13 protein-coding genes and 1 tRNA gene are annotated in these 12,361 nt (G+C 66.2%); 6 read left to right on the top strand and 8 right to left on the bottom strand.

Annotated elements, in window-relative coordinates:
* Nucleotides 1–12 precede the first annotated feature (12 nt).
* Nucleotides 13–1,005: an NAD(P)H-quinone oxidoreductase gene (locus tag G3572_RS07580; RefSeq protein ID WP_164610426.1), complete on the top strand. Its 993-nt coding sequence runs from the start codon at nucleotides 13–15 to the stop codon at nucleotides 1,003–1,005.
* Nucleotides 1,006–1,075: 70 nt separating this feature from the next.
* Here the strand turns inward: G3572_RS07580 and G3572_RS07575 are convergent.
* The 7 genes from G3572_RS07575 to leuC form a co-directional block, all read right to left on the bottom strand.
* Nucleotides 1,076–1,152: transfer RNA gene (locus G3572_RS07575), tRNA-Pro, on the bottom strand.
* Between the two features lie 55 nt (nucleotides 1,153–1,207).
* The gene (locus tag G3572_RS07570; protein WP_164610423.1) at nucleotides 1,208–2,167 is read right to left on the bottom strand and encodes a DMT family transporter; all 960 of its coding nucleotides are present in this window, start codon (nucleotides 2,165–2,167) and stop codon (nucleotides 1,208–1,210) included.
* 148 nt (nucleotides 2,168–2,315) lie between these two features.
* On the bottom strand, nucleotides 2,316–3,422 hold the full coding sequence (gene leuB / locus G3572_RS07565; protein ID WP_164610421.1) for a 3-isopropylmalate dehydrogenase: 1,107 nt from the start codon (nucleotides 3,420–3,422) through the stop codon (nucleotides 2,316–2,318).
* 84 nt (nucleotides 3,423–3,506) lie between these two features.
* The gene (locus G3572_RS07560) at nucleotides 3,507–4,400 is read right to left on the bottom strand and encodes an endonuclease/exonuclease/phosphatase family protein (RefSeq protein ID WP_205518680.1); all 894 of its coding nucleotides are present in this window, start codon (nucleotides 4,398–4,400) and stop codon (nucleotides 3,507–3,509) included.
* A 32-nt stretch (nucleotides 4,401–4,432) separates the two neighbouring features.
* A complete protein-coding gene (locus G3572_RS07555; protein ID WP_354004001.1) occupies nucleotides 4,433–5,278 on the bottom strand; it encodes a hypothetical protein in 846 nt (281 codons plus the stop codon).
* A gap of 256 nt (nucleotides 5,279–5,534) precedes the next feature.
* Nucleotides 5,535–6,140 (bottom strand): 3-isopropylmalate dehydratase small subunit, encoded by a 606-nt coding sequence (gene leuD / locus G3572_RS07550; RefSeq protein ID WP_164610417.1) that lies wholly within the window; start codon nucleotides 6,138–6,140, stop codon nucleotides 5,535–5,537.
* Nucleotides 6,141–6,234: 94 nt separating this feature from the next.
* Nucleotides 6,235–7,653 carry a 3-isopropylmalate dehydratase large subunit gene (gene leuC, locus G3572_RS07545; RefSeq protein WP_164610415.1) on the bottom strand — a complete coding sequence of 473 codons (1,419 nt, stop codon included), beginning with the start codon at nucleotides 7,651–7,653 and terminating at the stop codon, nucleotides 6,235–6,237.
* A 455-nt stretch (nucleotides 7,654–8,108) separates the two neighbouring features.
* On the opposite strand from leuC, the gene rsfS reads away from it, so the two are divergent.
* A complete protein-coding gene (gene rsfS / locus G3572_RS07540; RefSeq protein ID WP_354004013.1) occupies nucleotides 8,109–8,441 on the top strand; it encodes a ribosome silencing factor in 333 nt (110 codons plus the stop codon).
* Between the two features lie 4 nt (nucleotides 8,442–8,445).
* Nucleotides 8,446–8,916 (top strand): 23S rRNA (pseudouridine(1915)-N(3))-methyltransferase RlmH, encoded by a 471-nt coding sequence (gene rlmH / locus G3572_RS07535; protein WP_164610411.1) that lies wholly within the window; start codon nucleotides 8,446–8,448, stop codon nucleotides 8,914–8,916.
* A 59-nt stretch (nucleotides 8,917–8,975) separates the two neighbouring features.
* On the opposite strand, the gene G3572_RS07530 is transcribed toward rlmH, so the two are convergent.
* Nucleotides 8,976–9,455 (bottom strand): phosphatase domain-containing putative toxin, encoded by a 480-nt coding sequence (locus G3572_RS07530; RefSeq protein WP_240335464.1) that lies wholly within the window; start codon nucleotides 9,453–9,455, stop codon nucleotides 8,976–8,978.
* Between the two features lie 71 nt (nucleotides 9,456–9,526).
* Here G3572_RS07530 and G3572_RS07525 point away from each other — a divergent pair, with 71 nt between their 5' ends.
* The 3 genes from G3572_RS07525 to recR are packed head-to-tail and all read left to right on the top strand — an operon-like array spanning nucleotide 9,527 to nucleotide 12,217.
* The gene (locus G3572_RS07525) at nucleotides 9,527–11,257 is read left to right on the top strand and encodes a DNA polymerase III subunit gamma/tau (RefSeq protein ID WP_164610407.1); all 1,731 of its coding nucleotides are present in this window, start codon (nucleotides 9,527–9,529) and stop codon (nucleotides 11,255–11,257) included.
* A 12-nt stretch (nucleotides 11,258–11,269) separates the two neighbouring features.
* Entirely contained in the window at nucleotides 11,270–11,614 is a 345-nt protein-coding gene (locus tag G3572_RS07520) for a YbaB/EbfC family nucleoid-associated protein (protein WP_164610405.1), read from the top strand.
* A gap of 3 nt (nucleotides 11,615–11,617) precedes the next feature.
* Complete coding sequence (recR, locus tag G3572_RS07515; protein ID WP_164610403.1) at nucleotides 11,618–12,217, top strand: recombination mediator RecR; 600 nt, start codon at nucleotides 11,618–11,620, stop codon at nucleotides 12,215–12,217.
* Nucleotides 12,218–12,361: the final 144 nt, after the last annotated feature.

The following is a 12,361-nucleotide window of genomic DNA, read 5'->3' as shown; positions in this document are numbered from 1 at the left end:
GAAAGACCTGACATGACCCTGTCCCACACCATGCGCGCCATCGAAATCTCTGAACCCGGCGGGCCGGAGGTGCTCAAACCCGCCACCTATCCGGTGCCGGTGCCGGGGCATGGCCAGATCGTCATCCGCGTTGCCTATGCCGGGGTGAACCGCCCCGATGCCTTGCAACGTGCCGGACGCTACGCCCCGCCCGCCAGCGCCTCGCCGCTGCCGGGGCTGGAGGCGTCGGGCACCGTGGTGGAGATCGGCCCCAACGTCAGCCGCTGGCAGATCGGCGACAAGGTCTGCGCCCTGCTGCCGGGCGGCGGCTATGCCGAATATGTCACCACCCACGAAGCCCATGCGCTGCCCGTCCCTGCCGGCATGGGGTTGAAAGAGGCTGCCTGCCTGCCCGAAACCTGCTTCACCGTCTGGTCCAATGTGGTGATGCGCGGCGGCTTGCGCGGGGGAGAGCGGTTCCTCGTGCATGGCGGCGCTTCGGGCATCGGCACCACCGCCATCCAGATCGCCCGCAGCCTCGGCGCGCGCGTTTTCACCACTGCGGGCAGCGATGACAAGGCCCGCGCCTGCGAAGCTCTGGGGGCCGAGCGTGCCTTCAACTACAGGACCGAGGATTGGGCGGCCGAGGTCAAGGCACTGGGCGGCGCCGACCTGATCCTCGACATGGTGGGCGGTCCTTACCTGCCGCGCAACATCGGCACGCTGGCCGATGATGGCCGCCTTGTGCAGATCGCCTTCCTGCAAGGCCCCAAGGTGGAACTGAACTTCTCCGAACTGATGGTCCGCCGCCTGACGATCACCGGCTCCACCCTGCGCCCGCAATCCGATGCTGCCAAGGCACGCATCGCGCGCGAGGTGGAAACGCATGTCTGGCCGATGATCGCGGCAGGCCACTTCGCTCCGGTGATGGACAGCGAATACCCGCTGGAACAGGCCGCACAGGCCCATGCCCGCATGGAAAGCTCGGGCCACACCGGCAAGATCGTGCTGAAGGTCGAAACCTGACCGGCCGCGCAAGCAGCCGGCGCAAGGCGCGCACAGGGCGCGAGACATCTGTATCAAGGGCGGGAAAATTTGGTCGGAGCGAGAGGATTCGAACCTCCGACCCCCTGCTCCCGAAGCAGGTGCGCTACCAGACTGCGCTACGCTCCGACCGTGGGACAGGCCATAAACCCGTCGTTTGCACTTTGCAAGAGGCCTCGCGCGCTTACTCGCTCCGCCGTCGCTCGCCGCGTTTCAAAAGCAGGCTGATGCGGGGCATCAAACCGGTTTCGGGGCGCGATTTGTTCGACAGCACGGGGCTGTTCTTCGACACGCTGCCGGTGCCTTCGCGCATCACGATGTAGATGCCCGACGCGATGATCACGCCGGTGCCGACCAGCGTATAGGCATCGGCCTGTTCGTCGAACAGCAACGCCCCGTAGATCACCGCCCAGATGATCTGCGAATACTGCATCGGCGCCACGATGATGGCGGGCGCCGTGCGATAGGCGGCGATCGACAGCATCGCCGCCACAAAGGCCATCAGCGCGATGACCCCCGTCAGCGCCAGATGCTCGAGCGGCATCGGCACATAGACAAAGGGCATCGCCGCCCCTGTCAGCAGGAAGGTCGCGACCATCGGATACAGCATCAGCACCGCCGAACGCTCCTCGCCCCCGATCTTGCGCACGATCACCGAGGTGAGAGAGCCTGTCAGCGCCGCCGACAGCGCCGCCAGATGCCCCCAGGACAATTCCGCCGACCCTGGCCGCAGCACGATCAGCACGCCCAGCAAACCGACCACCACCGCGATTCCGCGGCGCAGCCCCACCTTCTCGCCCAGCATGGGGATCGCCAGCACGGTGATCAGCAGCGGCATCGCGAACAGGATCGCATAGGTCTGCGCCAGCGGCAGCACGGTAAAGGCGTAGAACCCCGCTGCCCCCGTGGACACCGCGGTCAGCGAGCGCAGCAGCGACCACCACGGATGGCGCGGAATGAGGTTGCCGTCGGTGCGGTCGCTCATCAGCATGAAAGTGATGAGCGGAAAGCCCAGAAGCCCCGAAAAGAAGATGATCTGGAACGAGTTATAGCTTTCGCCCAGAAACTTGATCACCACGTCATGGGTTGCATAGATCGCAAAGGCGAGCAGCGCGTAAAGCGCTCCTTTAAGGTTATGTCCCATGGGGTCCTCCGGCCGACAGGGGCACTGCGCCACCCTGTTTGCGCAAACACTATGCGCAGAAACCGCTGGCAGGCTCAACGCCCCCCGAGGCGGAAGTGACAAAGGCCCGCCGGTGTGCGGGCCTTTGTGCAACATCTTGCCGACGGGTTCAGAGGCTGGCGTCCAGCGCCGCCACAATCGCATCGCCCATCGCGGCGGTGCTGATCGGGGTGCCACCCTCGGGCCCCATCAGATCGGCGGTGCGCAGACCATCGGCCAGCACCTTCTCGACCGCCTTTTCCACCCGCGTGGCATCCTCGCCCATGTCGAAGGAATAGCGCAGCGCCATCGCGAACGACAGGATGCAGGCGATCGGGTTCGCCTTGCCCGTGCCCGCGATATCGGGGGCAGAGCCATGCACCGGCTCGTACAGCGCCTTGGGGCGGCCGTTCGCCATCGGCGCGCCGAGGCTGGCCGAGGGCAGCATGCCCAACGATCCGGTCAGCATCGCGGCGCAATCGGACAGCACATCGCCGAACAGGTTGTCGGTGACGATCACATCGAACTGCTTGGGCCAGCGCACAAGCTGCATCGCGCCATTGTCGGCATACATGTGCGACAGGGCGACATCGGGGTATTCCTTGTCATGGATTTCCTGCACCACATCGCGCCACAGGATGCCCGATTCCATCACATTGGCCTTCTCCATCGAGCAGACCTTGTTGCCGCGCTTGCGCGCCAGCTCGAAGGCCGAGCGTGCGACGCGTGCGATTTCCGATTCGGTGTAGCGCTGGGTGTTGATGCCCACCCGCTCGTTGCCTTCGGTGAAGATGCCGCGCGGCTCGCCGAAATAGACGCCGCTGGTCAGCTCGCGCACGATCACGATGTCGAGGCCCGCCACCACATCCTTCTTCAGCGACGAGAAGTCGGCCAGCGCGTCAAAGCACTGCGCGGGGCGCAGGTTGGAAAACAGGTCCATCTCCTTGCGCAGGCGCAGCAGCCCGCGCTCGGGCTTCACGCTGAAATCGAGGTTGTCATATTGCGGCCCGCCCACGGCGCCCAGCAGAACGGCATCCACCTCTTGCGCCTTGGCCATCGTGTCGTCATGCAGCGGCACGCCATGTTTGTCATAGGCGCAGCCGCCGACCAGATCTTCGGTGACATCGAAGGTGACGCCGCGCTTGGCGCCCATCCAGCCGATGATTTTCTTCACTTCGGCCATGACTTCAGGGCCGATGCCGTCACCGGCGAGGATAAGAAGGGAAGGGTTGGCCATCGCAAAGGCTCCTGTCTTTGGGTTGGCAGCGGCGTAGCCAATGGGCCGCACAGGGTCAAGCGGTCCTTGGGGAAAGCAGGGGGCTCAGGGGCTGATTTCCATCCAGATCGGATGGTGCCGCGCGCCTTCGGGCTGCGGCGCATGGCCCGCGCCGGTCACGGTGATGCTTGCCGAGGGCAGGATGTAGGACACCCGCAGCACCCCCAGCGCGCCGCCATAATCCACCGTATCGCCCGCCAGCACATCCTGAAGCCGCGTATCGGCCAAAAGCGCCCGCAGCGCGGCAGGGTCGCCATTGCCCTTGTCCGGGTCCACATTGGCCTGACCGATCAGGACAAAGGGCGCTTGCGGGGCCTGCGGGCTGTCCAGCAGATGCAGCCAGAACGCCGCCTCATCGTGGTTGCGCCTGATGTTGCGCTCCCCGTCAAAGGCGGGGGGCGTGGCGTGCCATGTCAGCAGATGCAGGCGGCGGCCATCGGGCAGCACCACCGCCGTATCGTGATGCCCCGTCGTCGACAGCCGCAACATCTCTGCCGCGCCTTCGGGCAGCGGCGGCAGGGCGGCCCCCGGCAGATCGCGCCACAACAGCCCCGAATGATCCACGCTGGCCGCCGCATCCAGCGGCAGGCGCGACAGGATCGCCATGCCCCCTTCCCCCGGAAAGCGGCCAAAGCCGATGGCATCCCGCGCCTCGTCGCTGCGCCCGTTGCCGTCAAGGTCAAAGCCGCTGGCAATCCCGGTATTGGGCCGCAAGGGCCGCAGATGGTCATAGGGCTGCGGCAGGGCTGCGTTCAGCGCCGCAAGGGCCAGCCCGCCCGCATCGTAATCGAAGCCCGAGATCACCAGCACATCGGCCTGCAAGGCGGCAATCGTCCGGGCGGCGACGCGCAGATCATCGGCACGCCCCAGCCGCAGGTCGCGCAGCAACAGCCCCGGTCCGGCGCGGTTCAGGTCCGTATTCCAATAGGCAAGCCGCAACCCGTCGGCCCCGCAGGGCGCGGCAAGGGCGATCAGAACACCCGCGAGGCCCGCGAGGTGGCCACGCTGTCGCGCGCGCCCTGGGCGCGGCGGATGTCGCGCACCATCTCGGCGATCCGCCCCAGCGCAATGCCGCGCATGAACAGGCTGGCAGGCAGAAAGGCCCATGCTGTCATCGTCCAGATCAGGGTTTGCGAGGAAGTCATGCTGTCAGGATTGATCCCCGAGGAGGACAGGCTGACGACAAAGGGAATGATGAAGGGAATGAGGAAGCCAAGCGCGATGTTGATGCGCCCGTCCCGCTCCAGCCGCTCGACCAGATCGCCTGCGGTCGGGTCAAAGGTGGGCAGGTTGACCCAGACGTTGAACACGCGGTCCCGCAGCGGCCAGCTTCCGGCCTTGAGCAGGATCACGAAGACCGACAGCGAGACGAGCGAGGTCAGATAGGCAATGCCCGCCGCATCGCGCACCGCCATCACCTGCGCCGGAGTGGCCGTCTCGGCCAGCATCAGCTTGGCCAGACGCACCGGAGAATAGGGAAAATCCATCGAGCGCCCCACCAGATGCCCGACGGCCTGCACCAGTTCGGACAGGCTGGTCGCATTCTCGCGCCCGCTTTCCACGACAGAGAGGCAAAAGACGGTGGCAAACAGCATGCCGAGCCGCACGCGGTTGAAGGGCGGGGCGTCACGGAACTCGATCAGGCTGGGGGCATCGGTGTTGTATTCGACAAAGGTCAGCAGCCCGGCAAACAGGGCGACCAGCGCAGCCATCTGCCGCGCGTCGACCGAGACGCCCGACATCAGCACGGAGGGCGTGACAACCACCCCCATGACCAGAACAGCCCTGACAAATGCCCCCGAGAAACGCGAGACCACAGCTTTGCTACCTTCCACCCGGTCGGACCCGATGCTTCGCCGGGACCTTGTTCCGAAGTTCTCCCACCATTTGTGGCGGGTTGCCTCAATCCTGCCCAATTTGTGCCTTCTTTCGCTCCAGCCCGCAATGCTGTGTCCCGGTGTGATCAATTATTACGGCACATATACGGCCAATGTGTCGCAGGATTGCATCAAGAGAGCGAAAAAAAATTGGCCGCCCGGTAGGGCGGCCCAAGATGTTGTGGTTGCAGGTTTTTCAGGCCCAAGGGCGCAGCGTTGCGGCCTTGGCTTCGAAGCTGTCAATTGCGGCAGCCTTCTCCAGCGTGAGGCCGATATCGTCCAGACCGTTCATCAGGCAGTGCTTGCGGTGGCTGTCCACCTCGAAGCCAAAGCTCTGTCCGTCCGAGGTGGTAACGGTCTGCGCCGCCAGATCCACCGTCATGCGGGCATTGGCCCCCTTGCGGGCGTCGGCCATCAGCACATCGACCACCTCTTGCGGCATCACGATGGGCAGGATGCCGTTCTTGAAGCAGTTGTTGTAGAAGATGTCGGCAAAGCTGGTCGAGATGACGCAGCGGATGCCGAAGTCGAGAAGCGCCCAGGGTGCATGTTCGCGCGACGAGCCGCAGCCGAAATTGTCGCCCGCGATGATGATCTCGGCGCTGCGATAGGCGGGCTGGTTCAGCACGAAATCAGGGATTTCCTGCCCGTCCTGGGTGTAGCGCATCTCGTCGAACAGGTTCTTGCCAAGGCCCGAACGCTGGATCGTCTTCAGGAACTGCTTGGGGATGATCATGTCGGTGTCGATGTTGACCAATGGCATGGGCGCCGCAATGCCGGTCAGGGTGGTGAATTTATCCATGGGTTTGTCCTTTGCACGGCGGGTGCTCGTCCCTCCCTTGCGGTCGCTCCTCGCGTGCAGCGAAGACGCCCGCAAGGGCGGATGAGCGTCCCGATCAGGCGGTTTCGGTCATCAGTTCGCGCACATCGGTCAGATGGCCGGTGATCGCTGCCGCTGCCGCCATCGCAGGCGACATCAGATGCGTGCGCCCGCCGCGGCCTTGACGGCCTTCGAAGTTGCGGTTCGAGGTCGCGGCGCAGCGCTCGCCCGGTTGCAACTGGTCGGGGTTCATCGCAAGGCACATCGAGCAGCCCGCAAGCCGCCATTCGAAGCCCGCGTCGATGAAGATCTGCGCGAGGCCCTCTTCTTCGGCCTGTGCGCGCACGAGGCCCGAGCCGGGCACCACCATTGCGCGTTTGACCTTGATCTTGCGGCCCTTGAGGATTTCGGCCGCCGCGCGCAGGTCTTCGATCCGGCCATTGGTGCAGGAGCCGATGAACACGGTGTCGATGGCGATGTCGGTCAGCTTCATGCCGGGCGTCAGGCCCATGTAGTCAAGGCTGCGCGCCGCCGCATCGACCTTGCCGCCGGTGAAGTCGGTCGGCGCAGGCACGGTGCCGGTGATCGGCAGCACGTCCTCGGGGCTGGTGCCCCAGGTGACGACGGGGGCGATATCCTCGCCGCGCAGGGTGACCACCTTGTCCCAATGCGCGCCCTCATCCGAGAACAGGGTCTTCCAATAGGCGACCGCGGCCTCCCATTTGGCACCCTTGGGCGCGTGCGGGCGGCCCATGCAATAGGCAAAGGTTTTTTCATCCGGCGCGATCAGCCCCGCGCGGGCGCCGCCCTCGATCGCCATGTTGCAGACGGTCATCCGGCCTTCCATCGACAACTCGCGGATCGCCTGACCGCAATATTCGATGACATAGCCAGTGCCGCCTGCGGTGCCGGTGGCACCGATCACCGACAGGGTGATGTCCTTGGCGGTGACGCCGGGGCGCAGGGAGCCGGTGATTTCCACCTTCATGTTCTTGCCCTTGCGCTGGATCAGCGTCTGCGTCGCCAGCACATGTTCGACCTCGGAGGTGCCGATGCCATGCGCGAGGCTGCCGAAGGCGCCATGCGTCGCGGTATGCGAATCGCCGCAGACCACCGTCATGCCGGGCAGGGTCCAGCCCTGTTCGGGGCCGACGATATGCACGATGCCTTGCCGCACATCGGAGACCGGATAGTAGTTGATGCCGAAATCGCGCGCGTTCTTGTCAAGCGCTGCCACCTGGACGCGGCTGTCTTCCGTCATGGTCGCGGCATTGGCACGGTCGAGCGTGGTGGGCACGTTGTGGTCGGGCACGGCGATGGTCTTTTCCGGCGCGCGCACCTTGCGGCCCGTCATCCGCAGCCCTTCAAAGGCTTGCGGGCTGGTGACCTCATGCACCAGATGGCGGTCGATGTAGAGCAGGCAGGTGCCGTCTTCGGCCTGATGGACGACGTGATCGTCCCAGATTTTATCGTAAAGCGTACGCGGAGCGGTCATGGCTCTCACCTTATCTTGGGATGGCTTGGAGAAAGGGGCAGGGATCAGCGCCCGCCTGCGGGGCGCGCGCGGCCAGCGTCAAAGGCGCGCAAGCACGGTGCGGGTCATGCCGAAAAAGCGGGCCGGAAGCCGCGCATGGTCGGTGATGTTGAAATAGATGAACCCGCTCATGGCGCGCTTGATACGCCCAAACGCCGCGTCAGGCAAGGTTCTCTTGGCCCCCGCGCGCCATCCCGACTTGCGCGCGCGGCCATTCGGCGCTATGCCCCCCGGCTTGCCCGCTTTGTTGAGGTTGCCCCCCAAGGGTGCTACCCTGAGCAGGTCCCGGCGCCGGGGATGGATCGGCGCGTCAGATGGAGGACGTTGTCCTGTCTCACTCAGATCCTGCGACCGGGCTGCCGGTCGGACCCCGGGCCAACCGCGCAAGCGCCCCGGACTATACCGCCGAACAGCTGCTGGAGGCGGTTCTGGCCTCGGTCGATGACGACAAGGCCGAACAGATCGTGCAGATCGACCTGCGCGGCCGGTCGGACGTGGCCGATTACATGGTGATCTGCTCGGGCCGGTCATCGCGTCAGGTCGCGGCGATTGCCGAAAAGCTGGCCGACCGCATCAAGCAGGGCTTCGGCCTCGTCTGCAAGATGGAAGGCAAGGAAACCGGTGACTGGGTGCTGATCGACAGCGGCGATGTGATCGTCCATGTCTTCCGCCCCGAAGTGCGCGATTTCTACCAGCTGGAAAAGATGTGGCTGCCCTCGGGCGATGCCCTGCGCGGGTCGGTCGTCTGACCGTATGCGGGTGCATCTCTGCGCCGTGGGCCGGCTGCGCAGCGGCCCGGAACGCGTGCTGATCGACGATTACACCACCCGCTTTGACCGCACGGGGCGGGCGCTGTCGCTGGGCCCGCTGAGCGAGCATGAGGTCGAGGACCGGCGCGGCGGCGGCATGGCGACCGAGGCCGAACTGCTGGCGCGCGCCGTGCCGGCGGGCGCGGTGATGGTCACGCTGGACGAACGCGGCGCACTTGTGAGCAGCCCCGAGTTTGCCGCGATGCTGGCGCGCTGGCGCGATGACGGGCGGCAGGATGTGGCCTTTGTGATCGGCGGCGCGGATGGCATCGATCCGGCCCTGCGCGCGCGGGCCGATGCCTCGGTCAGCTTTGGCAAGATGGTCTGGCCGCATATGCTGGTGCGGGTGATGCTGAGCGAACAGCTGTATCGCGCGGCCTCGATCCTTGCGGGCGCACCTTACCATCGGGCGTGAGGCTCGGGCTGAAGGTGCGGGAGCCTCCGGCGGGGATATTTAAGAACAGATGAAAAGGCTTAGCGCGCGCTGGCCCAACGCTGTTGCGCCTTGGTTTCCACCGCGCAGCGGCGCGCGGCGCGCAGGCGCGGCAGGGCGGTTTCAGGGTCTTCGCCGCCGTCTACCAGGAGGCGCAGCACCGCCATGCCGGACCGGCCGCAGCCCCCCATGCAATGCGCCAGCACGCGACCGCCATCGGCCAGCAGCGCGCGCGCCTCGGACGAGATCTGGGGCCAGAGGGCGGCGGTGTCGGCGCGGGGTGTGCCGAAATCCGGCACCGGCAGGTGCCGCCAGGCCACCCCTGCGGCGGCAAGATCGGCGGGCATGCTGCCCGCCCCTTTGCTGGCCAGTTCCAGCCTTGAGGTCATCGTCAGCACCAGCGCGGGCCGCCATGCGAGCAGCGTGGCCAGATCGCCCGCATAATCGCCCTGCCGACCCGGCATCGGGCAGAGCGCGAGGGTGCCGCCCAGGGCGGGAATTTCTGCAATCTCGAGGGTCATCATCGGGCCTTCGGGTGGACGCGGGGCGCGGCAGCGCCTAGGTTGGGGCCAGTGCAACCCCGGAAGGCAGTATGTCTGACAGCCCCGAGAAATCCTATCAGGTTCTGGCGCGCAAATACCGCCCCGCCACCTTTGCCGATCTGATCGGGCAAGAGGCGATGGTGCGCACGCTGAAAAACGCCTTTGCCGCCGACCGCATTGCCCATGCCTTCGTGATGACCGGCGTGCGGGGGGTGGGCAAGACCACCACCGCGCGCATCATCGCCAAGGGGCTGAACTGCGTCGGCCCCGATGGCAGCGGCGGCCCGACGACCGAACCTTGCGGCCAGTGCGAACCCTGCCGCGCCATTGCCGAAGGTCGGCATGTGGATGTGATGGAGATGGACGCCGCCAGCCGCACCGGGGTGGGCGACATCCGCGAGATCATCGATTCGGTGCATTACCGCGCCGCCAGCGCGCGCTACAAGATCTACATCATCGACGAAGTGCACATGCTGTCGACCAGCGCCTTCAACGCGCTGCTGAAAACGCTGGAAGAACCTCCGGCCCATGTGAAATTCATCTTCGCCACCACCGAGATCCGCAAGGTGCCTGTCACCGTGCTGTCGCGCTGCCAGCGGTTCGACCTCAAGCGGATTGAACCCGAGGTGATGATGGCGCATCTGTCGAAGGTGGCCGCGCTGGAAGGCGCGCAGCTTGCCCCCGATGCGCTGGCGCTGATCACGCGGGCCGCCGAAGGCTCGGTCCGCGATGCCATGAGCCTGATGGATCAGGCGATTGCCCACGGCGCGGGGGAGACGACCGCGCTGCAGGTGCGTGCCATGCTGGGGCTGGCCGACCGCGGGCGCGTGCTCGACCTGTTCGACCTGATCATGAAGGGCGAGGCGGCGGCGGCGCTGACCGAGGTGGCGGGCCAATATGCCGACGGGGCCGATCCGATGGCGATCCTGCGCGATCTGGCCGAGATAACCCATTGGGTCAGCGTCATCAAGATCACCCCCGAGGCGGCGGAAGACCCCACGACGCCGCCCGATGAACGGGCGCGCGGCCTCGACATGGCGCAGCGCCTGCCGATGCGGTCCTTGAGCCGGATGTGGCAGATGCTGCTCAAGGCCATCGAGGAGGTGGGGCTTGCCCCCAATGCGATGATGGCGGCGGAAATGGCGATCATCCGGCTGACGCATGTGGCCGATCTGCCCGACCCCGAATCGCTGGTCCGGCGCTTGCAGAACGCGCCCGGCCCGATGCCGGGCGGCGCGCCGGCGGGGGGCGCCAGTGTGCATGGGGCGGTGCGCGCGCCCTCGGCCCCGATGCGGGGGCCGATGATGAACGGCGCGGGGCAGGCGATGGCGCTGGCCGCCGAGCAGGTGGTCTACACCAGCTTCGATCAGGTGGTCGCCCTGATCCGCGAGCGGCGCGACATGAAGCTGCTCTACGAGGTCGAGGAGGGTGTGCGGCTGGTCCGCTATGCCCCCGGCCGTATCGAATTCGAACCCTCGCCGCGTGCCAGTGCCGATCTGGCGGCGCGGCTGGGGCAGCGGTTGCAGGCCTTTACCGGCCAGCGCTGGGGCGTCTCGGTGGTGTCGGGCGGCGGCCAGCCCACGATTGCCGAGGCCCGCGACGCCGACCGCCTGCAGACCGAGGCCGAGGTGCTGCAGACCCCGCTGGTGCAGGCGGTGATGCTGGCCTTTCCGGGCGCGAAGATCGCCGAGATCCGCACGGCGGAAGATCTGGTGCAGGCCGCCGCCGCCGAGGCGCTGCCCGAGGTCGAAGACGAATGGGACCCGTTCGAGGACAATTGAGAGGATGACAGGATGCTGAAAGGTTTGGGCGGTCTAGGCGACATGGCCGGGATGATGAAGAAGGCGCAGGAAATGCAGGCCAAGATGGCCGAGATGCAGGAAGACCTGTCGCGCATCGTGGTGATCGGCGAATCGGGCGCGGGGCTGGTGCGGGCGCGTGCCACCGCCAAGGGCGAGTTGACGGGGCTGGAGATCGACCCCTCGATCTTTGTCGCCTCGGAAAAGGAAGTGGTGGAAGACCTGATCCTTGCCGCAATCAAGGATGCGCAGTCAAAGGCGGCGCAACGCAGTCAGGCGGAACTGGCCAAGCTGACCGAAGGTCTGGGCCTGCCCGCCGGCATGAAGCTGCCGTTCTGACCCATGTCGGGCCCCCCGCGCGAGATCGAGGCCCTGATCGCGCTGATGGCGCGGCTGCCGGGGCTTGGGCCGCGCTCGGCCCGGCGTGCGGCGCTGCACCTGCTCAAGCGCCGCGATAGCGTGATGGCCCCCTTGGCGCAGGCGATGGCCACCGTGGCGCTGACCGCGCAGGATTGCCGGATCTGCGGCAACATCGGCACCACCGACCTCTGCCCGATCTGTGACGATCCCCGCCGCGCCACCGGTGAGATCTGCGTGGTGGAATCCATCGCCGATCTCTGGGCGATGGAACGTGGCGGGGCGTTCAAGGGGCGCTATCACGTTCTGGGCGGCACGCTGTCTGCGCTCGATGCCATCGGGCCGGACACGCTGCGCATTCCCGATCTGGTGGAACGGGTGCGCGCCGAAGGCATCACCGAGGTGATCCTTGCGCTGAATGCCACCGTCGACGGCCAGACCACCGCGCATTACATCGCCGATACGCTGGCCCCGCTCGATGTGCAGATCAGCTCGCTTGCGCAAGGCGTGCCCATCGGGGGCGAGCTCGACTATCTCGATGACGGCACCATCGGTGCGGCGTTGCGCGCGCGCCGTAAGGTCTAGTCAAATTGGCGCAGGTCCGTGCTTGGCACTGGACAGAACTAAAGTTTTCGACAACCTGCAAGGGAGGAGGGGGCTAAGAAAAGGCCGGGTCGGTACGTTCACACAAGCACTCGGCAACGGGCTTACAACCTTCAGGCCAAAAGC

This window comes from Pseudotabrizicola algicola (assembly GCF_010915705.1).
In the GTDB taxonomy this organism is placed as follows: domain Bacteria; phylum Pseudomonadota; class Alphaproteobacteria; order Rhodobacterales; family Rhodobacteraceae; genus Pseudotabrizicola; species Pseudotabrizicola algicola.
The sequence above is the reverse complement of the archived record's forward strand: the minus strand, read 5'-3'. Positions and strand labels throughout refer to the sequence as shown.